The organism is Myxococcus llanfairpwllgwyngyllgogerychwyrndrobwllllantysiliogogogochensis, from assembly GCF_006636215.1.
GTDB classification, from domain to species: domain Bacteria; phylum Myxococcota; class Myxococcia; order Myxococcales; family Myxococcaceae; genus Myxococcus; species Myxococcus llanfairpwllgwyngyllgogerychwyrndrobwllllantysiliogogogochensis.
On record NZ_VIFM01000198.1, the window covers coordinates 1 to 21242 of the forward strand.

General features: G+C 70.2%; 17 protein-coding genes. 12 read left to right on the top strand and 5 right to left on the bottom strand.

Annotated elements, in window-relative coordinates; genetic code table 11:
* The first annotated feature begins 45 nt into the window (after positions 1–45).
* From rho to FJV41_RS35020, 7 genes are all read left to right on the top strand, one after another.
* Positions 46–1620, top strand: coding sequence for a transcription termination factor Rho (rho, locus tag FJV41_RS34990; protein ID WP_141646942.1), 1575 nt, complete (start codon positions 46–48; stop codon positions 1618–1620).
* A 63-nt stretch (positions 1621–1683) separates the two neighbouring features.
* Entirely contained in the window at positions 1684–1953 is a 270-nt protein-coding gene (locus FJV41_RS34995) for a hypothetical protein (protein ID WP_141646943.1), read from the top strand.
* A gap of 3 nt (positions 1954–1956) precedes the next feature.
* Entirely contained in the window at positions 1957–3849 is a 1893-nt protein-coding gene (locus tag FJV41_RS35000) for a DUF4129 domain-containing protein (protein WP_141646944.1), read from the top strand.
* Positions 3842–5125 (top strand): DUF4350 domain-containing protein, encoded by a 1284-nt coding sequence (locus FJV41_RS35005; RefSeq protein WP_141646945.1) that lies wholly within the window; start codon positions 3842–3844, stop codon positions 5123–5125. The genes FJV41_RS35000 and FJV41_RS35005 overlap by 8 nt, the downstream gene beginning before the upstream one ends.
* The gene (locus FJV41_RS35010) at positions 5122–6120 is read left to right on the top strand and encodes an AAA family ATPase (RefSeq protein ID WP_141646946.1); all 999 of its coding nucleotides are present in this window, start codon (positions 5122–5124) and stop codon (positions 6118–6120) included. Before FJV41_RS35005 ends, FJV41_RS35010 begins: the two co-directional genes overlap by 4 nt.
* Complete coding sequence (locus tag FJV41_RS35015) at positions 6117–7424, top strand: DUF58 domain-containing protein (RefSeq protein ID WP_141646947.1); 1308 nt, start codon at positions 6117–6119, stop codon at positions 7422–7424. Before FJV41_RS35010 ends, FJV41_RS35015 begins: the two co-directional genes overlap by 4 nt.
* Positions 7425–7435: 11 nt before the next feature.
* The gene (locus FJV41_RS35020) at positions 7436–7978 is read left to right on the top strand and encodes a GNAT family N-acetyltransferase (protein ID WP_141646948.1); all 543 of its coding nucleotides are present in this window, start codon (positions 7436–7438) and stop codon (positions 7976–7978) included.
* Here the strand turns inward: FJV41_RS35020 and FJV41_RS35025 are convergent.
* A complete protein-coding gene (locus FJV41_RS35025) occupies positions 7935–8384 on the bottom strand; it encodes an inorganic diphosphatase (protein WP_141646949.1) in 450 nt (149 codons plus the stop codon). The genes FJV41_RS35020 and FJV41_RS35025 overlap by 44 nt on opposite strands.
* Positions 8385–8475: 91 nt before the next feature.
* On the bottom strand, positions 8476–9492 hold the full coding sequence (locus tag FJV41_RS35030) for a stage II sporulation protein M (protein ID WP_141646950.1): 1017 nt from the start codon (positions 9490–9492) through the stop codon (positions 8476–8478).
* Positions 9493–9624: 132 nt separating this feature from the next.
* Between FJV41_RS35030 and FJV41_RS35035 the strand changes: the two genes are divergently transcribed.
* A complete protein-coding gene (locus FJV41_RS35035; protein WP_246137612.1) occupies positions 9625–11079 on the top strand; it encodes a DUF1570 domain-containing protein in 1455 nt (484 codons plus the stop codon).
* A 78-nt stretch (positions 11080–11157) separates the two neighbouring features.
* On the opposite strand, the gene FJV41_RS35040 is transcribed toward FJV41_RS35035, so the two are convergent.
* A complete protein-coding gene (locus FJV41_RS35040; protein WP_141646951.1) occupies positions 11158–12717 on the bottom strand; it encodes a bifunctional metallophosphatase/5'-nucleotidase in 1560 nt (519 codons plus the stop codon).
* Between the two features lie 44 nt (positions 12718–12761).
* On the opposite strand from FJV41_RS35040, the gene FJV41_RS35045 reads away from it, so the two are divergent.
* On the top strand, positions 12762–14621 hold the full coding sequence (locus FJV41_RS35045; RefSeq protein WP_141646952.1) for a hypothetical protein: 1860 nt from the start codon (positions 12762–12764) through the stop codon (positions 14619–14621).
* Positions 14622–14636: 15 nt separating this feature from the next.
* Here the strand turns inward: FJV41_RS35045 and FJV41_RS35050 are convergent, their stop codons facing one another.
* Positions 14637–17759, bottom strand: coding sequence for a cyclic nucleotide-binding domain-containing protein (locus tag FJV41_RS35050; protein ID WP_141646953.1), 3123 nt, complete (start codon positions 17757–17759; stop codon positions 14637–14639).
* Positions 17760–17961: 202 nt separating this feature from the next.
* Here FJV41_RS35050 and FJV41_RS35055 point away from each other — a divergent pair, with 202 nt between their 5' ends.
* Entirely contained in the window at positions 17962–18759 is a 798-nt protein-coding gene (locus tag FJV41_RS35055) for an RDD family protein (RefSeq protein ID WP_141646954.1), read from the top strand.
* Between the two features lie 4 nt (positions 18760–18763).
* Here the strand turns inward: FJV41_RS35055 and FJV41_RS35060 are convergent, their stop codons facing one another.
* Positions 18764–19282: an outer membrane beta-barrel protein gene (locus FJV41_RS35060; RefSeq protein WP_141646955.1), complete on the bottom strand. Its 519-nt coding sequence runs from the start codon at positions 19280–19282 to the stop codon at positions 18764–18766.
* Positions 19283–19382: 100 nt separating this feature from the next.
* Here FJV41_RS35060 and FJV41_RS35065 point away from each other — a divergent pair, with 100 nt between their 5' ends.
* Entirely contained in the window at positions 19383–20444 is a 1062-nt protein-coding gene (locus FJV41_RS35065; RefSeq protein WP_181791145.1) for a tetratricopeptide repeat protein, read from the top strand.
* Between the two features lie 37 nt (positions 20445–20481).
* Positions 20482–21242: FHA domain-containing protein (locus FJV41_RS35070; protein WP_141646956.1), on the top strand; the 761-nt coding region annotated here is incomplete at its 3' end.

Below are 21242 nucleotides of genomic sequence, written 5' to 3' on the forward strand. Positions count from 1 at the left end.
CCCCTCGGGATGGCCCGTGTGGGGCGCACACGGTCTGGAAACCTCATGAGCGAAAACTCCGATAACCGCGATCCACGTGATACCCCGCCGCCGCCCGCGGCCGCCCGTCCTGTCCCTCCCCCCGAAGCGGACGACGATGGCGGCGATGAAGGCGACGACGAGGGTGGAGACGAGGGCGAAGGCGGTGGCGCCTCGGCCAGTGGTGGCCCCGGCGGACAACCCGGCCAGCCCGGTGGACGCCGCCGTCGTCGGCGCCGTCGTCGTCGTGGCGCGCAGGTGCTCTTCACGCCGGATGGCCAGGCGTACCGGATGCAGCCGGGCCCGGACGGGCAGCAGGTCCAGGTCTTCCTGACGCCGCAGGAGCTGGAGCAGCACAAGCAGCGTCAGGCCCAGCAGCAGCAGGGCCCGCAGCAGCCCCAGCAGGGTCAGCAGCAGCCGCAGGGCGGCGGCCACGGTGGCGGCCAGCAGCACTCGCGCCAGCACCACGGCGGTGGTCAGCAGGGCCAGGCGGCGCAGCAGTCGAACCTGGCGCCCGTGGAGGGCGTGCTGGACACGGAGGCCAAGGGCCCCAACGCCTTCCTGCGGCAGGTGAAGCGAAACCTCCTGGCGGCGCCGGACGACCCGGAGCTGCCCAAGAACCTGGTGCAGAAGCTGCGCCTGCGACAGGGCCAGTACCTGACGGCCTTCGCGCAGATGCGCGGCCACAAGGGCATCATCCAGAAGGTCGACACGGTGGACGGCCGCCCGCTGGAAGGCGCGCCCCGGCTGCCGCACTTCGCGGACCTGACGTCGGTGGACCCCACCGAGCGGCTCAAGCTGGAGTGCGGCCACAAGGAGATGGTGACGCGGGTGTTGGACCTCGTGTCTCCCATCGGCAAGGGCCAGCGCGCGCTCATCGTCGCCCCGCCGAAGACGGGCAAGACGATCATGCTCCAGCGCATCGCCCAGGCCGTCATCTCCAATCACCCGGAGGCGCACGTCATGGTGCTGCTCATCGACGAGCGGCCCGAGGAAGTGACGGACATGCGCCGCAGCATCAAGGCGGAGGTCGTCGCCTCCAGCTCGGACCGGCCCACCGCCGACCACCTCAAGGTGGCGGAGCTGGCGCTGGAGCGCGCCCGCCGGCTGGTGGAGAACGGCAAGGACGTGGTCATCCTCCTGGACTCCATCACCCGTCTGGCGCGCGCCTACAACAAGGAGATCGACAACTCCGGCCGCACCATGTCCGGCGGCGTGGACAGCCGCGCGCTGGAGCGCCCCAAGCGCATCTTCGGCGCCGCGCGCGCCACGGAAGAGGCGGGCTCGCTGACCATCATCGGCACGGCGCTCATCGACACCGGCAGCCGCATGGACGAGGTCATCTTCGAGGAGTTCAAGGGCACCGGTAACTCGGAAGTCACGCTTGACCGCCTGCTCGCGGAGAAGCGCGTCTTCCCCGCGGTGAACATCGCCCAGTCCGGCACGCGCAAGGAGGAGAAGCTCTTCACCCTGCGCGAGTACGAGAAGGTGAAGAAGCTGCGGCAGATGCTCCACGCGGTGAAGCCGGTGGAGGCCATGGAAGCGCTCGTCAAGCGGCTGTCGCGGTACACCTACAACGACGAGTTCCTGGACGAGCTCTAAGCCGAGCTCTGAGACAGCGCGCGGGGGTGGTGTGGCGGGCCCGGGTTTGCGTAAGGTGGCGGCATGATTCAGGGCTCGGGCCGCTGCCACTACCACCCGGAGCGCGCCGGCCTCGGTATCTGCGTGGAGTGCCGGCGGGTCATCTGCCGGGAATGCACCACGCAGTTCGAGGGCATCAACCGCTGCGCGAGCTGTCTGGGCCGGCGCCTCAAGGCGCTGGAAGGCCCGGGTGAGCGGCGTGAGTGGACGGTGGGCAACGGGATGCTCGCGCTGGTGGGGCTCTTCCTCGTCTGGGGCGGCATCTATCTGGTCGCCTCCGTGGTGGCGAGCTAGCCCATGGCCGTCTCCGCGCTCGAGCTGCGCCCGCGCAACGCCGTCTCGCTGATGGACGCGGCGCTGCGCCTGTGCGCCCGGAGCACGGGCGTCTGGGCGCTCACCCTGCCCGGCGGCGCGGCCGTCGTCGCCGCCATGCTGTACCTGGCGGAGGCGGTGCGACTGGGACGCCCGCTGGTGCTGCCCACGCTGGCGCTCACGCTGGCGTGGTTCCTCCGAGGCGTGTGCCAGGGCGCCGCGTGTCACCACATCCAGGCCCGGCTCCTGGAGGGTCAGGGCGAGCCCTCGACGTGGGACTCGCTGAAGGCCGCGTTGGGGCGCCTGCCCTCGCTCTGCGTCGCGGTGGGCTACCTCTTCGTCTTCGACGGCATGGCCCTGTTGTTCGGCCTGGGCGTGGCCTACGTCGTGTTCTCCTCGGCGAGCGTGGGCTACGCGGCGGTGATGCAGGGCCGGGGGAGCGTGCTGGGGCTGTATGGGCACTGCTCGCGGCTGTTGGGCCCGGCGCGTGGCACCGCGACGATGGTCCGCATCCTCATGAGCGTGCAGGTCCTGGTCTTCTTCAACCTGCACATCGCGTTCAACTTCCTGCTGATGCTGGCCCGGAAGCTCCTGGGCATCGACCTGACCTTCGCGGAGCGCTTCGCCTCGCTGGACAACGCGCCCTGGCTCCTGTTCCTCGTGGCCACGACGTTCGCCCTCTTCGAGCCGGTGCGCGCCGCCACCGCCACGCTGCTGCTGGTGGATGGCCGGGTGAGGCAGGAGGGGCTCGACCTGATGGCGGCCGCGCAGCAGCTCCCGACGCGAGACTCCGGCAAGCCGCTCGGCCCGCGCAGCGCGGCCGTGCTCGCGGTGGCGCTGGGACTGGGACTGCTCGTCGGAAGCCCCGCCCGGGCGGACGAAGTGGCGCCGCGTCCTCCCGTCACCTCCGGGCGCGATGCGGCGCGGCGGCTGGGCCAGGTGGCACAGGCCTGCGAGGGCGAGGACACCGCCAGCGACCCTCGCTTCGAGCGCATGGGCGCCCTGGGCCCCGGTGAGCGCGGCAAGCTGGACCGGCTGGTGCGCGCGGTGGAGCGGCAGGCGTACGACAACGAGGACTGCGAGTCGGCCCTGGCCGCGCTGGAGCGGGGCCTGACGCAGGCCACGTCGACGGTGGAGGCGCAGGAGAAGGCGGACGCACGTGTCGCCTCGGCGCGGGCACGCGACATCCTCGCGCGGCCGGAGTTCGCCGTGGCGCCGCCCCGAGACGAAGAGACCAAGGAGCCCACGCCGCCCCCGGAGCCTCCGGGCTGGTGGCGCCGCTTCATCGACAAGCTGGGCGAGTGGCTCAAGGAGTTCTTCAAGCGCGACGAGGCCCCCGCCCCGGTGGACGTCGCGCCCCCCGCCGTCACCGGCGGCGCCGTGGCCAATGTCCTGGTGGTGATGCTGGTGGGGCTCACGGTGGTGGTGTTGGGCGTGGTGCTGATGCGGGCCCTGCGCAAATCCCGTCCGAGCCACCGGGAGGCGGGCCTGGAGGTCTCCACGCTGGATGCCACGACGCTCGCGGGAGACCCGGCGCACGCGCTGTCGCGCCCGCCGGAGGGCTGGGCCCAGTTGGCGGACGAGCTGGCGGCGCGCGGGGAGTACCGTGAGGCGGTGCGCAGCCTCTACCTGGCGCTGCTGTCCCGGCTGCATCGCGACGGCGCCATTCTCTACGACGTGACGCTGTCGAACTGGGACTACCTGAGCCAGTTCAAGGGGCGCACCGAGTGGAAGCCCCGCTTCCGTGAGCTGACGCTGCGCTTCGACTTCGCCTGGTACGGCAACACCCCGGTGGGCCAGTCGGGCTACCAGGAGTTCCGCTCGCTCACCGCGCCCATGCTGGCCGCGCCCGCCACCTTGGAGGCCGCCGGTGCGTGACCGCTTCCCCTTGCTGGTGGTGGGCGGGCTGGTGCTCACCGCGGTGCTCGGCTCGCTGCTCGTGAAGGGCGCGAAGCGCGGCGAGTTCGCCGACACCCTGTCCACCTATCGCGCGCACGAAGACGGCGCGCGCGCCCTGTTCCTGCTGGCCGAGGAGAGCGGCCTGCCGGTGACCCGCCGCATGGCGGACCTGCGCATCACCGGCGCGGACACCTCGACGCCGGTGCTGCTGGCGGTGGAGGTGGAGGGCTCGCGCGAGGATGACCTGGAGCAGACGCAGCTCGCCGCCGAGCCCGATGCGGGCCTGGGCGACGAGTACGTGCCGCGCGTCGGCTTCAATGCCTTTCGCGCCAGCCACCTGGACGACCGCGAGGTGACGGAGCTCCTGGAGCGCGTGGTGGCGGGCGGCACGGTGGTCTACGTCCCCTGGGGTTCGCGGGAGAACCCGCTGCTGGATGCCCTGGGGGTGAAGCTCACCAAGGCGGACACGACGCTGCCCATGCGCACGCTGGTGCCGCCCTTCCCCTCCCCGTACACGCTGGGCGTGGAGCGGGTGGAGGTGAAGGTGCAGGCCTATCTGGAGCTGCCGGAGAACGCCGTCCCCGTGCTCGAGGACGAGCGGCTGGGACGCATGGTGGCCGCGGTGGTGCCTCACGGCCAGGGCCGGGTGCTGGTGGTGGGCGCGCCGGAGCTGGCCATGAATGGGGCGCTGGCGCGCGCGGACAACGCGCAGTTCTGGCTGTCCTCCCTGCGCGCGCTGGGCCCGGGCCCCTACGAGTTCGACGAGTTCCATCACGGCTTCACCAACGAGCGCTCGGTGGTGGACTTCGCGCGGCGCTATGGGCTGCAGTTCGCGGTGCTCCAGCTGCTCGTCGGCGTGGCGCTGTGGTCCGTGGCGCTCAAGCGCTTTGGCCCCCCGCGTCCTCCTCCCGAGTCCGCTCGCGTGGGCGCCACCGATGCCCTGTTCGCCATGGCGCGGCTGTATCGCGAGGGGCGTCACCACGCCTTCGCCGCGAAGCTCGTCTCGCGTGGACTCACCCAGGAGCTGGCCCTGCATGCGGGGCTGCCCGCGCACGCCGCGCACACCGCCGTCTCGGACGCGCTGAAGGAGCGCGGACGCGAGGACCTGGCGCGCGGCCTGAATGACGTGGCCGCCCGCGCCGAGACCGCGGCCAACGACTCCGACCTCCAGCAGCTCGCGGCCCGTGCGGCGGGCCTGCGCCAACGCCTTCACTCCGCCGGCTCCGCCCGGCGCAGCACTCCCGGAACCCCATGAACGCGAATGACCCCGCCTCCACCCTCGTGCCCACTGGCTCCGCCGTGCAGGCCGCCCACGCCATCCGCGAGGGCGTGCTGCGCGAGGTGCGCAAGGCCGTCGTGGGCCAGGACGAGGTGCTGGAGCTGATGCTCTGCGGCCTCATCGCTGGCGGCCACGTGCTGCTGGAGGGTGTGCCCGGCGTGGCCAAGACGCTGATGGCCAAGGCGCTGGCGCGAAGCATCAGCTCCGACTTCAAGCGCATCCAGTTCACCCCGGACCTGATGCCGGCGGACATCCTGGGCACCAGCGTGTTCGACCTGAAGACGCAGGGCTTCGTGCTGGTGCGCGGTCCCATCTTCACGGACCTGCTGCTGACGGACGAAATCAACCGCGCCCCGGCCAAGACGCAGTCCGCGCTGCTGGAGGCCATGCAGGAGCGCGGCGTGTCGCTGGAGGGCCGCAACCTGCCGCTGTCGCCCCTCTTCACGGTGTTCGCCACGCAGAACCCGGTGGAGTCGGAGGGCACGTACCCGTTGCCCGAGGCGCAGCTGGACCGCTTCCTCCTGAAGATCGACGTGGGCTACCCCGCGCCGGAGGAAGAGGACGCGATTCTGGCGTCGGTGCACCGGGGCTTCGACTCGGGAGACCTGGCGCGCGCTGGCGTGAGCGCCGCGGTGACGAAAGAGGGCCTGCTGGCCGCGCGTGCCGCGCTCAACGAGGTCAACGTGGAGCCGCCGGTGCTCAGCTACATCCGCAAGCTGGTGTCGGCGACGCGCGCCTCCGGTCGCATCCGGCTGGGCGCGGGTCCTCGCGCGGGTGTGCATCTGCTGCTCGCGGCCAAGGCCCTGGCGGCCCTGCGCGGACGCAACTTCGTCACGCCGGATGACGTGCGCTTCCTCGCCGGCCCCGTGCTGAAGCACCGCCTGCTGCTGTCGCCGGACGCGGAGCTGGATGGCGCCACGCCGTCGGACGTGCTGCGCGAGGTGGTGCAGGCCGTGGAGGTCCCCCGGTGATTCCCACCGGGCGCCTCTGGGGGCTGCTCGCGCTCCTGGCCCTGCCCATGATGGCCGCGGGTTTCTTTCCCGGCCTGGGCGGCGCCGTGGTCGCCCTGGATGCGCTGGCCCTGGCGCTGGCCCTGCTGGACTTCTTCAGCGCCCGCTCGGCGAAGCTGGAGGTGCGGCGCGTGCTGCCGCAGCGGCTCAACGTCGGCGTGCCCAACAAGGTCGAGCTGCGCGTGGTGCACCGAGGCGGTCGCACGGTGCGCGTGCGCCTCAAGGACGGCGTGCCGGAGTCCTTCACCGCCACGCCCGAGGAAGCCCCGCTGGAACTCCAAGCGGACAGTGAGACGCGCTGGGTGTACCGGGTGACGCCGGCGAAGCGCGGGCGCTTCGACTTCGGAGACGTGTACGCGCGAGTCCAGGGCCCGCTGGGCCTCGTGTCCCATGAGCGCGTGTTCCCCGCCGCGCAGGCCATCTCCGTGTACCCGGACCTGCGTGGCGCCAACCGGCTGTTGCTGTCCGGAGCCGCGTTGGACCTGGTGAACCTGGGCCTGCGGCAGCTGCGCCGGGATGGCCGGGGCAGCGAGTTCGCTCGCCTGCGCGACTATGCCCAGGGAGACAGCGCGCGCGACGTGGACTGGAAGGCCACCGCCCGCCGGGGCAAGCCGGTGACGCGCGTGCTGGAGTCGGAGCGCTCACAATCCATCCTCATCTGCGTGGACGCGGGTCGCTCCATGGCGGCGCAGGTGGACGGCCTGACCAAGCTGGACCATGCGGTGAACGCCGCGCTCTTCCTGGCCTTCGTCGCCGTGCGCAACGGAGACCGGGTGGGCCTGGCCGTCTTCGCGGACGGAGTGAAGACCTACCTGCCCCCAGCGGCCGGACGTGGCCAGTACCGGAAGATGGTTGATGCGCTGTACTCCACGACACCCAGCCTCACGTACGTGGACTACCTGGCCCTCTTCAAGGAGCTGAACGTCCGCCTCACCCGGCGCAGCCTGCTGTGCGTCTTCACCGACTTCCTCGACGAGGAGCAGGCCTCCACCATGGTGGCCCCGCTGCACCGGCTCGCGCGGCGCCATGTGCCCCTTTGCCTGTCGGTGAAGGACACCGCGCTCCAGAAGCTCCTGCGCACGCCACCGCCCGGGCCGGAGGAATCCTTCCAGCACGCGGTCGCCTCGGAGCTGCTCGCGGACCGCGAGGTGCTCAAGGCGCGAGTGAGTCAGGGCGGCGTGCAGATGCTGGATGTTCAACCGGATGACTTGAGCCTCGCGGCCGTCAACCGATACCTCGACATCAAGGCCCGGGGCGTGCTGTAGCGGCTGGCACCATGCGCCCCCTCTTCCAGGCCCAGGGCTCCTTCACCGCCGAGCGAATCGAGGACCCCGAAGCCGAGCGGTTCCAGCCGCTCCTGGAGCGCTGCGAGGACTTCTTCCAGTTGTGCTTCGGCCGCCCCGCGCGCCCGGACGAGGGACGGCAGCTTCCCCTCGAACGCCCTCCTGGAGTGCCCTCCGAGGCGGGCCATCTCATCGCGGTGCGCGACACCTCGGGCCAGTGGGTGGGCGTCCTCGAAGGACTCCAGGGCTATCGAAAGCCCGGGGAGGCGTACCTGGGCCTGATGTTGCTCGCGCCCCACGTGCGCGGGCTGGGGCTCGGCGCGGCGCTGCTCCACGGCTACGAGGACTGGCTGCGCTCCGAGGGCATGCACGTGCTGCGCGTCGGAGTCTCCGAGCCGAACACCTCGGCGCTGCGCTTCTGGCGCCGCATGGGCTTCGAGGACGAGGAGTGGGTCGGCCCGATGCGGCAGGGCGAGCTGAACTACCGCGTGCTCAGGATGCGAAAGACGCTGACGTCACCGGCAGCCACCCCGTGAAGCGCGTGTCCGTCACGTTGCCCCGCACCAGGTGCAGGCCGCGCTTGAAGAAGGCGTAGACGCGGAAGAAGGACTCCAGGCCGAGCCGCTCCGTGTCGCTCAACTCGCCCAGGCTGCAAATCACCTTCGGGTCGCCGCGCCCCGAATCGATGAAGCCCAGCACCGCCACCACGGGCACACGCACGCGCTGGCCTCGAGGCAACCGAGCGCCCAGCACCACCGCGTCGAGCGGGTCTCCATCGTCCGACATCAGCCCGGGGATGCTGCCGTAGTTGTACGGACACGGCAGCGGCGCCACGAAGTCCACCGAGCCGTCCGCGCGTCGCTTCACGAACGAGAAGCGCGGGCACTCGATGACGACCTCGGGTTCGCGCGGAAGCAGGGGCAGGAGCAGCGGCTCGGACACGAGTCCCGTGTAGCACGGGCGGGGACAGGGCGCGTGGAGCCTCGCCCTCCCCTGTCGAGCGACAGACGCGCGCCGCGAGTCGGGGAGCCCGTCAGGACGCCCGAGGAGCGTCCAGCCGCGCGTCGTCCGAGCGCGAGCCTCGCAGCCAGTCCGACAGCAGGTACGAATAGACGCCGCTGCCCACCACGAGCGCGAACGTGACTTTGAAGGCCACCGACAGCTTGGGCGGATGAATCTGCGACACCGTGCCTTCGATGAAGCCCGCGAGGACGAACAGCACCAGCGTCCCGAACAGGAGCTTCACCGCCGTCACGGCCTCGGCGCGCAGGGCCTGCCCTCGTGGCAGTCCCTTGGGGGCCACCAGGCCGCGCGCGATGACGAGGCCCGCCGCGCCCGCGATGCAGATGGCCGTTATCTCAGGGATGCCGTGGGGGAGAATCCAGGCCCAGAACCAGCCGGCCATCCCCTTCGCCGCGTACACGTGCGCGAGCGCGCCCAGGAACAGGCCGTTGACGAACAACATCACCGCGGTGCCCAGCCCCAGCGTCACGCCCAGCGCGAAGCACAGGAAGGCCACCTGGATGTTGTGGGTGAAGAGGAACGAGGAGAAGTGCGCCTGCTGGCCCGCCGACATTCCGTCACCCGCGGCCTCGTTGGCGGCGCGCTGAACGGGGTCCATGTCCAGGTGCTCGGCGGGCACCAGGTAGTGCGCCGCGTCCGGGTCCACCATCATCCCCAGGTAGCCGAAGCCCACGCCGGCCAGGAAGAGCAGCACCGCCGCCACGTACATGCGCCACTCGCGGCGCAGGAGCGCGGGAAAGCCTCGCGCCACGAAACCCCAGACGTCCGCCAACCGGGGGCGGCGCCCCGGATAGGTGAGCGCATAGGCCCGCCCCACCAGGTCATTCAGGTACGCGCTGACGTCGGCCGAGCCGCTGCGGGCCCTCACCCAGAGCAGGTCGCTCGACACGGCGCGGTACAGCTTTCCGAGCGTTCGCGCGTCATCGAGGCTCAGGCCGCGCAGGCCGCGGACCTCGGACTGGTCCAAAAGCTTCTCGAGCTTCTCCCACCGAGGTCGACGCGACTCGATGAACTCCGCCATCTCCATGACGACAGTCTAGCCCAGGAGGGCCGTACGCCCACCCTGCCCTACGGGCGCCGGTTGTGGGAAAACAGGGGTATGACGTGTCGGCTGGCGTTCCTGGGATGGCTCTTGGCCTGTTTATCGGGATGCAGCTCCATGCGAGCGCTGTGTCCCCTGGAGGGCGGCCGTCCCTGGGTGGAAGTGCGCAGCCCCCACTTCAGCATCCGCACCGACCTGGACACGGACACGGCCGAGGACGCGGCGCGCGAGCTGGAGATGCTGCGGCAGGGATTGCTCCAGGCGTGGGGCGGCAGCTTCGACCCGCCGGGAACGGTGGAGGTCATCGTCCTGCGCAACCGCCGGGAGCTGTCGGAGTTCACCAACGTCGGCATCGAGGGCTTCTCCGCGACCACGTCCGAGGGCCCGCTGCTGGTGATGGCGGGAAACAGCTACGCGCTCAGCGAGGACGCGGCGGACATCTCCACGCAGGCGCACGAGCTGACGCACTACCTCTCGCAGTTCGCCCTGGTGCGACAGCCGCGCTGGCTGTCCGAGGGGCTGGCGACCTACCTGGAGACCATCACCCTGAGGCCGGAGCGACGGGAGGTCATCCTCGGAGCGCTCCACGCGCCGTTCCTCGACCACGTCAAGCGCAGCGGCTGGCGCACACTCGACGAGCTGTGGGAGTGGGACCGGCGGGGGCTGATGAGCAGCGCGGAGTCGCGGCAGTACTACGCCTCCGCGTGGCTCTGGGTTCACTTCTTCATCAGCCAGCACTCCGAGCGCTTCGAGCGCTTCCAGAAGCGCCTCATGCGCGGCGAGGAGCCGAGGAGCGCCTGGGACGAGTCCTTCCGGGGTGTGAAGGATATCGCGGGCCAGGTCCACGCCTACGCCCACGGCGGACGACACGTCCACTACCCGCGCATCACCGCGCCGCTGTTGCCCGTGTCGAGCGACATCCACACCCGACTCCTGGACCCCGCGGAGGTTCACGCCGTCCGCGCGCGCCTCATCCTCCTGACACCCGGCGCCGCGCCCGCCGAGGCGCGCCAGGAGAAGGCCGAATGGGAGATGGCGCAGGCGCTGAAGGAGGACCCGGGCAACCTCACCGTGGCGCTCCTGCGCATCCGCTCCATGGGGGACCCGGACCAGCAGCTCGGCTTCGCGCGGGACCTGGTGAGCCGCAGGCCGGAGAGCGGCCTCGCGTGGGACGCGCTCGCCCAGGCGCTGGATGCCGCGGGCTACGCCACCGAGGAGCAGGAAGCCGCCCGCCTGCGCGCCGCGGAGCTGGTGCCCGACAGCGTGGGCACTCAGAACGGACTGGCCCGCTACTACGCACGCACCGCGCAGCCGGAGAAGGGGCTGGGGGCGGCGCAGCGGGCCGTCGCGCTGGCGCCCGGTAACGCCAGCGTGCTCGACACCTACTCCACCATCCTCTTCCAGTTGGGCCGCTGCCAGGAGGCGCTCGCCACGCAGCAGCTCGCGGTGGAGGTGCTCTACGAAGGCACGCCGGAGCGGCTGCGCCAGACGGTGCACGACACCCTGGCTCGCTACGAGGCGGTGTGTGGAGCCTCTCCCGCCGCGTCGACGTCTCCGTCCGGAGGCGAGTAGCGCCGGAACGACGAAGCGCCGGTGAGCCCTGGAAGGGGGCCCGACCGGCGCCTCGAGAACCTCACGCGTGAGCGCGGGTTACTTCAGCTGCTTCTCCAGCGGCTTCTTCTCGCTGGACTCCAGCTGCTTGGTCCAATCCACCACCGGCGTCTGCCAGGCCATGCCCGTCTCGGTGGGCTCGGGGGCGAGCTTCTCGAACTCGAAGCCGTCACCGCCGAAGTACAGGTACTCCACCGTGGCGACGGAGTACTCCTTCGCCGGGTCCAGGGCCTTGCCCTTGGCGTCCTTGAACTTGTTCTTCCCCGCCGCAGTGAAGCCGGAGACCAGGGCGTTGGGGTTGGCCAGCTGCTTGGCCAGGTCCTCGCCCTTGAGCTTCACGACGAGCAGCGAGTTCTCGAACGGCATCACCGAGTAGATGCTGCCACGCGTCACCGGACCGGCCGGCAGGTCGCCACGGATGCCGCCCTTGTTGAGGATGGCCCCGTCCGTACCGAGCGACTCGCGCACCGCGCCGCCAATCCACTTCGCCATCTGCGGAGAGGCCTGGGTGATGCCCGTCTTGGTGAAGCCAATCTGCTGGCCCAGCACCTCGTCGAGCTGCGCCTTCCACTTGGCGACCAGCTGCGCGGTCTCCGCGTCCGGCGTGCCACCGGCCACGTCGACGAGCTTGCCCTCGATGTTGGTGACCTTCTCGCCGGCGGGCTTGGCCGGGTCGAACGAAATCTGCGCGCGCAGGTACTTGGCGAAGCCACGGTCCAGCGACGCGAAGATGACGCCGTTCTCCTTCGAGTAGACCTGCTGCGGGCAGCGGCCACCGGCGACGACGGACAGCTTCCATTCGGGGTGCTTGGCCACGATGGGCTGCAGCTCCGTGACGCACGTGTCGGCCACGACGACGACCGTGTCGGCGCCGGCCTTGCGGGCCTCGGGGATGGCGCTGTTGAGCGCCTCCTCGTAGCCCGTGACTTCCAGGCCCTCGGCGCGGCCAGCCATCGCCGTGCGCACCGTCTTCTCCGAGGCGAGACCCACGACGCCAACCTTCAGGCCCCGACGCTCGAACACCTGGAACGCGGGCAGGGACAGGTCGCCCGCGAGCGCCGGGTCCTTCACGCGGAGGTTGGCGGCGAGGAACGGGAAGCCGCCGGAGGCGCGGTTCTTGAGGAAGACGTCCTTGCCGAACGCCAGCTCATGGTTGCCCATGGCGGAGGCGGCATAACCCATGCGGCCCATGACCTCGGCGGTGGGGGCCCCCAGGAAGAAGGACGACAGGGCCGGCCCGTTCCAGTGGTCGCCCGTGGCGAGCGCCAGGGTGCCGGAGTCGGCGCAGGTCGCCTGGCCATCCTTGATGGGGCCGGGACAGTGCTTCTCGTCATTGACCCAGTGACCAAGCAACTCGGCGGCGCCACCCTTGCCATCGACCGGCTGAAGCTGGCCGAAGGTGCCACCGGTGACGAGCAACGTCACCTCACTGGGCACCGCGGGCTTCGCCGGCGCGGGAGCAGGCTGCTCGGCGACGGGGGCGGAAGGGGGAGGACTGCTCTTCTCGCAGCCGGCCAGGGCGCCGAGCGCGAGAACCAGCACGCCGGAAAGGCGCGACTGGCGGGAGGGACGGGGGCGGTAGCAGGGGTTCGAGCTCACAGCGCGCCGTTTAGCACAACTCGGGACGTGATACGGTGACTGGCGTGTCAGATGAACAGGACCCCAAGGGCCCACCCTCACCACGAGGGGAGCAGCAGCAGGACGCCGCGAGCGGAAAGAACCAGACTGGCCGCGTGCTGGCCCAGCATTTCTGGGAAGAACTGCAAAAAGGCGCCGTGCACTTCCAGGAACAGGGCTCGGAGGTCGTTCCTCGGGGCCGGCTGAGACAGTTCATCCATGGACTGAGCCTTCCGTTTCATATTGCCCGGGCCCTGCTGGGAGACCCGGTGGCGCGCCGTCAGTACCTGCGCGTGGGGCTGATGCAGACCGTGGTCGCCCTGGCGCTGTCCCTGACGTGCATGGGCTCGGCGAACAAGGCCGCCAATGCGGTGGAGGATTCCCAGGACGAAGCCGTCGCCGCCGAGGTGTCGTCGGCGCTCAAGAAGGTCGCGTCGGTGGTGGCCGAGCAGAACGCGAGGAAGGCGGAACGGGCGGCCGCCCGCGAGCTTCGCAAGCAGCGTCGGAACGGCGAGGCCCCGGCGGACACGGCTCGCGCCACGGCGGCGGAGCTGGATTCAGACGCCCAGGACGAAGAAGCGGGCGAGGCCGAGGACCCCGCCGACCCGGATGCCGTCGCCCTCGCGCCGGGCGCCGACGAAGTTCCCCAGGTTCAGGCCGGGAAGGTGGACACGAACGATGCCGGTCCTCCGGAACGAGACGCGAAGGACGGCGAGACGCCCTCGGAGCTTGCCGCCGACGTCTCGGCCGCGCCTGCCAGGCAACGGGAACCCACCGTCCAGGGCAAGAACACGGACGCGGCTCCGACTTCCGACAAAGACAAAAGCCCACGGGAACCGTCGCGGGCCACGGCGGACGAAGAGGACCCGGAAGCCCGCCTCGCGATGAACATCGAGCGACGGCTTCGCGACATCGAGGCCGCCGCGAACAACCCGGATGCGGGCACGGCGGTCTCGGACGCGGTGATGGCCCTGGTGGCCGAAGCCGTCTCCAGTGCTTCTTCGGATGCGTCCAGCGTGCAGCCCAGGCCCAAGAAGCCCGAGGGCGATTCCTCGAAGGCAGGCAAGGTCAAGTCCGAGCCCGGGAAGTCGCCGCGCAAGCCTCATCCCGAAGCTGAAGACAAGGGCTCCACGGGGCCGACGTTCAAGGGCTTCTCCGTGGTCGGCATCCCCTTCTGGATAGCGTTGTTCGCGGCGATGCAGCTTGCCCAGTGGGTCATCATCGCGTTGTCGCGCGACTACCACGACGTCATCTCCCGGGAGGCGAGCCTCCTGACGCGCGTGGAGCCTGAAGACGACGCCATCACGCCGCACATCCGCCTCAACGTGCAGTGGATGCGCAAGAAGGTGCGGCGCCGGGTCAGGGCGATGATTCTGTTCGCGGTCGGCGTGCCGGCGGCGGCCTTCGTTGTCTCGCCCTTCTTCTGCCTGGGGCTCAGCAGTCCGCTGATCACCACCATCACCTCGTTGTGGGGCGCGTGGTGGCTGATGGTGTTCACCGCGGCCAAGAGCGCCCAGGCCTGGGAGCCGATGGCGGGCCAGCGGCCTCCCTGGTTCCTGCGCGCGTGGACCTTCCTCACCACCCGCGTGCCCGGGCTGCGGTGGAATGTGCTGCAACGCTATGGCGCGATGTGGACCCGGCGCTCGACGGAGGTCTTCGTGCCGGTGGCCACGGTGGAGCGCCATCCGTGGGCCTATGCGGGACTGACGGTGGTGCGCTTCGTGGGTTCGTTCGCACCGCTGAAGTTCTTCGTGCGTCCCCTCATCCCCGTGGCGTCCGCGCACATCCTCCGGGAGGAGAGCGCCAGACGCGCCCGTGAAGGACAGGGCACGGGTTCGAGCCCCCGCGTCCCCGGACCGCTGGAGGAAACCATCCGCTCGAGCTGAGCCCCGCGGCGACGCTCAGGCGTCGCCGCCGCGCGTGCGCTTCTCGGTCGGCTCGGGGGAGTCGGGAGCAGGGCCCGTGGGCAGCGGAGGAGCCACGGGAGGCAGCGGCGCCGTCATCTCCAGTCGCTCGCCCGTCTCGCGCGAGTCGGGCAGCGCGATGAGTGCCTGGAGCTGGAGGCTCACCGCGCGGAAGAAGCCGGTGAGCAGTTCGGGCCGGTCCGCGAGCAGGTCCAGGAAGTCTCGCCGGTCAATGATGAGCACGCGCGTGTCCACCGCGGCCACCATGTCCGTGGGACGCGGCGCACCGTCCAGCAGGCTCACCTCTCCGAAGGCCTGCTTGCCCTGGAAGCGCAGCACATGCTCGCCGTCGTGGAACGCGTCGATGGCGCCCTCGACGATGACGTAGAGCGCGTCGCCCGGGTCGCCCTGCGCGTAGATGCGCTCACCCGCGCGGAAGGCGCCCTCGCGAGCCACCGCGGCGATGGCCGCGATGTCGTCCACGTCGCTCTGCGAGAAGACGCTCACGCCCTCCAGGGCGAACATCCGTTGGACAATCCGGTCGCTCAACTCACCCTCCTGCGGGAGCACATCCAGCCCATTCACCCGCGCGATATGGCGAGCGCACGCGCGCAGCACCACATCCTCGCTCTGCACCAACGCCGCCAGCCTGCGCCACAACCGGCCCGAGGCCCCCGGCGGCAACTCCCGATGGTGCGCCTCCACCTGCTCCATCACCAACTCGCGGTCCTCTTCCGAGAGCAGGTTGTCCAGCAGCTCCAGCGCCAGCGCGCGTCGACGCGCATCCTGTCCCACCAGGTTGTAGTGGATGCCGCGCATGCGATGCGACGAATCCAGGAGCCCCAGCAGGAAGAACGAGAGTTCGAGCGCCTGGTCCAACCGGTCGCCCACCGCACGGGTGAGCAGCGAGCCGTCACCCAGCGCCGCGCGCACGTCGCGATAGGCCCCCACCAGCGCCCGATACACGTCGCGTCGCCGGACCAGGGCCTCGCGCACGCGGTCCACGTCCACCGGGTGCTCGGGGTGTTCATCCCGCAGCCGCGACAGCTGCGCGCCGATGCGGAAGTGCAGTGACGCATCGTCGCGCACGTTGGAGAACAGCAGCGCATCCAGCGCCGCCGGCGTACCGATGCCGCGCAGCACGCGAGGCAGTTGCAGCCGCATCGCCAGCGGCGCCTTCTTGTTGTTGAGGTGCTCCTCGACCAGCGGAGTCACCACGTCGCCCAGCGCGACCAGGGCTTCACGAGCCGTCTTGCGCTCCTCGCGCCAGGTGAGGAACGGCAACAGCCGAGGGGCCAGGTCCACATAGCCACCCTCACCCACCGCGGCCAGCGTCACGCGGCGCACCGTGCTGTCCCCATCATCGAGGTAGCGCGCCAGCGCATCGGTGAAGCGCGTGTCCTGGAGCCGCCCCAGCAGCTTCGCCACCTCGCGACGCTCCACCACGGGCGCGCCCTCGCCTCGCGCGAGCAACTCCTGGAGCGAGGCCAGCGCCACCGAACTCCCCGTCGTCTTCACCAGCGCGCCGATGGCCGCGCACCGCAGTCCCACGTCCGGGTGGTTGAGCAACGCCGGCAACAGCCGCTCTGCCCGCTCCGGAGACAGGCGGGCCAGGGCCCAGACGGCCTGGTCCCGAGGGCGTCGGGGCCCCTCCTCCACCAGTCGCTCCAGCACCGGCGCCAGCTCCCGCGCATCCAGCTCCAGCGCCAGGGCCACGCCCCGCTCGAGCACTCGCTCGTGCGGATGGCGCAGCAGCGCGGGCAGGTGCTGTCGCAGCGGTACTTCGGCCTGCGCCATCAGGTCCACCGCGCGCAGCACGCGGTCCGGCGTGGGCGCGGACAGGGCCTCCGCCAGCAGGCGCTGCTCCTCCTCGCCATCCAGCGCGACTTCTTCGTCCTCGGCCGCGCCCACCTGTTCGCCCAGGGCCGCCACATACGCCGGCCTGAGTCGTACCAGCAGCAGCACGAGCCCCAGGCACATGCCCATCACCGCCAACGCCATCGTCGCGCCCGTGGCCGCGCGCCCCGCGCCGATGAGCAGCAGACCGGCCACCACCACGCCGCTCTTGCGGAGCAGGCCGTCCACCGCGACACGCAGGCCCTCGCGCTGATCATCCGGCACCGCCGCGTACAGCAGCTGGATGCCCACCGGGAGGATGGAGTAGCTCACGGCCGTCTCCACCAGGCGCAGCAGATGCACGGGCGCCAGGCTGGGCGTGAGGAGCGTCGCCCCGGCCAGCGGCGCGAGCACCAACGGCACCAGTGCCACGTAGCGCAGGAGCCCCAGCCGTCGCAGCAGCGGCTGCGTGAGGAGCAGTTGGAAGGCCACGCAGAACATGCCAATCCACAGCTGCAGGGAGCCGAAGAGCGCGGTCAGCGCGTCCTCGCTCAGCGTGCCCTCCAGGCGCAGGCGGAAGAGGTAGTCCACGAAGGACGACAGCACCGCGAAGGAGATGCCCAGCGCCGCGAGCACCTGCGCGTACGGGCTCTCCGCCAGGTAGCTGAACGCCATGAACGACGTAGGGGCCGGACGGCCACGCGGAGGAGGCGGAGGCACGCCACGATACAGGTGGTGGAAGATGGCGCCCGCGGCCAGCAGGCCCAGCGCGCCGCTCACCACGATGGCGGGTGTGCCCAGCGGCTCCGCCAGGCCTTGCACCAGCAGGCCGCCGACGATGCCGCCGCCCATGGCGAAGCCATTGAGCGCCGTGAAGGCCCGCCGGGCCTCCCGCGCATCGAAGGCCGACGCCATCCGCGACCAGAACCGGAAGGACACGAACGTGGAGAAGGTGTCCGCGAACAGGTACAGCGCCAGCGCCGGGGTGCGCTGCCCCGCGGACAGCGCCGCGGCCAGCCCCAGCGCAATCACCCCACCCAGCCCCGTCAGCACGCCCGGCGAGTCCAACGGCGAGTTCGGCTTGAAGCGCGGCAGCACCGTCAGCGCGGCGGTGATGAGGGCCCCCAGCAGGTACAGGTAGGGCAACGCCTGCGACTCGAAGCGCGACAGGACCAGCGCGTTGGCCGCCGTCTTCAGCTGCGTCACCCCGGCGATGAGCGCGAACTGGAAGGCAGCCGCCGGCCACAATCGGCGGTTCCAAGAGGATGTGTCGGAGGGGGCCACGGATTCGCGAGGGGCGGGGAGGCTACCCCACCACCCCGACAGCCATGAATAACACAGTCGGCCGCCCGCCTGCGCCCCCCTTGGCGCCCTCCTGCCTGGTGTTCGGGCTGGCATGAAGCGGGAGGTGTCAGCGGGACATACCCGGAGCAACCTCGGAGGACCCCCGCCGGTGCGGGGACGCGGCTACACTGCGCCGGTGACGATGGCCACAGACACCCTGCTGGACGGCACCCACACGGTGCTCACACCTGAGTACGTGGAGTTCCGCTTCACTCTCGCGGGGCTGTATTCACGCTTCCTGGCGTGGCTGCTCGACGCGGTCATCGTCCTCACCGTCAGCCTGGCGGTGATGATGGGGCTGGGCTTGAGCATGTCGGCGTTTCCCGGCGTGGCCAGCGCGCTGGGCATCGTCGTCTACTTCCTGGTGGACTGGGGCTACGGCATCACCCTGGAGACGGCCTGGAGCGGTCAGACGGTGGGCAAGCGCGCTCTCTCCCTGCGAGTCATCCAGGAGAGCGGCGTGCGCATCGGCTTCTACCACGCGGCCCTTCGCAACCTGGCGCGTCCGGTGGACCGGCTCCCCTTCTTCTACCTCGTGGGTGGGGTGGCCGCGCTCGTGTCCGGCTCGCAGCAGCGGCTGGGGGACATGCTGGCCGGCACCATCGTCGTGCGCGAGCGGCGACTGAAGGTGCCCTCCGCCATCAACGCCTCCGGCGAGGAGGGCCTGCTGGCGGACCCCCTCTTCGTCTCTCGCGTGAAGCGGCTGTCCACGGAGGAGCGGGAGCTGGTGCTCACCGCCGCCCTGCGCCGCGAGGAGCTCCGGATGGAGGCCCGGCTGCGCCTGTTCGCCGCGCTGGGCGCCCGGCTGCAGGACGCGCTGGCCATGGAGAAGCCAGACCACCTCTCCGACGAGAAGTGGACCTTGCTGGTGGCCGCCGCCCTGCTTCCCTCCAAGGCCCCGCGCGGCGCCCAACCCCCGCGCGCCCGGGCCCTGGGGTGAGTCGCTAGAAGTACGCGGAGATGCCCGCGGACAGAGTCAGCGACGTCTGCGTCTTCTCGTTGAGGGCGATGTAGAAGTTGTACTGCGCCCGCAACCCCACGCTCACCGAGTCGGACGTGAAGAAGTCCACGCCCACGTTGGGACCGATGCCCACGAAGTTGCTCGTGCTCTCCTTGAAGACCACGAGGTAGCTGATGTCGGAGCCGACGTAGGGGCGGATGCTCTCCTCCAGCAGGAGGTAGCGCAGGCCCAGCGACGGGGCCAGGCCCACCACGCGCTTGTTGTTGGGGTCCGTCGAGTCGCGCGGGAAGGCGATCTTCGACAGGGACACCACCTCGAAGCCGTTCTCGATGTAGAGGCTGGCGTCGATGCCCACGAAGAACGCGTCATCCAACCCGTTGGTGCGGTTGAAATCCATGTACCCCAGCGACAACCCGAGACTGCGATTGGCGAACTGGGCGTGAGCCGGGGCGGCCCCAAGCAGGGCCAGGGTGAAGGTGAGAGTGCAGAGCAAGGTACGCATGGGCGTCCACTCTAACCGGTGCAACCCCCGGAAATCAGCCCGGATTCAGCCCCGCCGGGGCGTTGCACGGGAGGGGGCGCTCTCCTACACTCGGCCGGCCATGCGTCTTGCCCGCCTCGCCTCCGCGCTTTCCCTGGTCCTCACGCTCCCGCTCGCCGGCTGCCTCACCACGCCGCCGCCCCATGAGCGCGCCCTCATCAACAACGAGCTGTGCACCCAGGAACTGCACAACGGCGACCTGGTCCGCGCGGACGTGTACTGCGACCTGGGCCTGGAGTTCTCCCCCCAGTACGCCGACCTGTGGGTCAACAAGGGTCTCATCGCCTTGGCCAACGGCAACAACGACGAGGCCAAGAAGCACTTCATCAAGGCGCTCCGCTACAACCAGGAGCACCTCCAGGCCTACCAGAGCCTGGGCGTCATCTATAACGAGGAAGGCGCCCACGGAAAGGCGCACGACAACTTCCGCCGCGCCTTGAAGGTCAACCCGGATAACCTGGAAACGCGCTACAACCTGGCGTACACGCTGATGAAGATGCGCAAGTTCACGGAGGCCAAGAAGGAGCTGCGCACCCTGCTCGCCGTGAACCCCAACCTGGCGGCGGCCCACCACACGCTGGGCATCATCGCCTTCGGGGAGGACCAGTTCGAGGATGCGGCGGAGGCCATGGCGCAGTCGGTGGCGTTGGACCCGAACAACCCCGACGCGTGGCATGACTACGGCAACACGCTGATGGAGCTGAGCCGCTACGCGGATGCGCGCGAGGCCTTCTCCAACTGCGCCCAGCTCAATCCCAAGGCGACCAACTGCACCAACAACCTCGCGCTGGCCCAGCGCAAGGCGGCGCTCACGGACGCGGCCTTCAAGGAGGTCAAGGACACGCAGCAGGCGGAGAACTCCGCCCCTGCCCTGTTCATGCTGGCCCGCCAGTTCCGGGAGAAGGGGCTGTTGGCCGAGGAGGAGACCACTTACAAGAAGTGCGTGAAGCTGGAGTCGAAGTTCGCCCCCTGCCACTACGGGCTCTTCGAGCTCTTCCAGGACGCCAACAAGCACGAGCACGCGGAAATCGCCTGCAAGAACTTCCTGAAGTACGCGACGTCGGAAGAGTTCCCCACCGAGTATCAGGCGTGCGAGAAGTACCTGAGCAACGCGACGTTCTGATGCCCCGCCGTTTCCCGCACGCACCACCACCCCCTCGATGAGCGTCCGTCTCACCGTCACGCAGCGCAGCGAGGCCGGAGCCCAGGGCACTGAGCTCGTCCTCGGCGACTCGGTCATCACCCTGGGACGGGACAAGTCCTGCCAGGTGGTGCTCGCCCAGCAGGCGGTGTCGCGCAACCACGCGCGCATCGTCCAGGAGGGCAACCTCTTCTTCCTCGAGGACCTGGGCAGCGCCTACGGCACGCAGATCAACGGCAAGCCCCTGCCCAAGGGCGAGAAGCGCCTCTTGCGCAACGGCGATGTCATCGCCATCGCCCAGTACGACGTGAAGTTTGATCGCGTCACGGAGCTCAACGGCGACGTCAACTCGGAGAAGACGTCCTTCATCGCCCGGGGCAACCTGAAGGACGTGATGCGGGGGCTGTCCAGCGCCGAGGAGCGCTACCTGCGCATCATGAACGGCCCGCGCGAAGGCGAGCGCATCGAAATCGCCGACGCGAAGGAGCTCGTCATCGGCCGTGACGAGAAGGAGGCGGACATCGTCCTCAAGGACGACCTCACCTCCCGCAAGCACGCCAAGATTCGCCGCGACTGGTCCGGTACCCACGTCGAGGACCTGGGCAGCCGCAACGGCATCAAGGTCAACAAGAAGCGGGTGAACCGCAGGGCCCTCAAGGACAACGACGAGCTGGAGGTCGGCGGCACGCGCTTCCTCTACGTGGACCCAAGCGAGCCCGCCGAGGAGCAGGTCCAGCTCGCCACGGACATCAAGAAGGCCCCTCCCCCGTCGCCCCAGCG

Bases quoted from the DNA above. Each gene is read 5' to 3' on its own strand.
- rho (WP_141646942.1), top strand. From the start codon at position 46: ATGAGCGAAAACTCCGATAACCGCGATCCACGTGATACCCCGCCGCCG.
- FJV41_RS34995 (WP_141646943.1), top strand. From the start codon at position 1,684: ATGATTCAGGGCTCGGGCCGCTGCCACTACCACCCGGAGCGCGCCGGC.
- FJV41_RS35000 (WP_141646944.1), top strand. From the start codon at position 1,957: ATGGCCGTCTCCGCGCTCGAGCTGCGCCCGCGCAACGCCGTCTCGCTG.
- FJV41_RS35010 (WP_141646946.1), top strand. From the start codon at position 5,122: ATGAACGCGAATGACCCCGCCTCCACCCTCGTGCCCACTGGCTCCGCC.
- FJV41_RS35020 (WP_141646948.1), top strand. From the start codon at position 7,436: ATGCGCCCCCTCTTCCAGGCCCAGGGCTCCTTCACCGCCGAGCGAATC.
- FJV41_RS35030 (WP_141646950.1), bottom strand. From the start codon at position 9,492: ATGGAGATGGCGGAGTTCATCGAGTCGCGTCGACCTCGGTGGGAGAAG.
- FJV41_RS35035 (WP_246137612.1), top strand. From the start codon at position 9,625: ATGCGAGCGCTGTGTCCCCTGGAGGGCGGCCGTCCCTGGGTGGAAGTG.
- FJV41_RS35055 (WP_141646954.1), top strand. From the start codon at position 17,962: ATGGCCACAGACACCCTGCTGGACGGCACCCACACGGTGCTCACACCT.
- FJV41_RS35060 (WP_141646955.1), bottom strand. From the start codon at position 19,282: ATGCGTACCTTGCTCTGCACTCTCACCTTCACCCTGGCCCTGCTTGGG.
- FJV41_RS35065 (WP_181791145.1), top strand. From the start codon at position 19,383: ATGCGTCTTGCCCGCCTCGCCTCCGCGCTTTCCCTGGTCCTCACGCTC.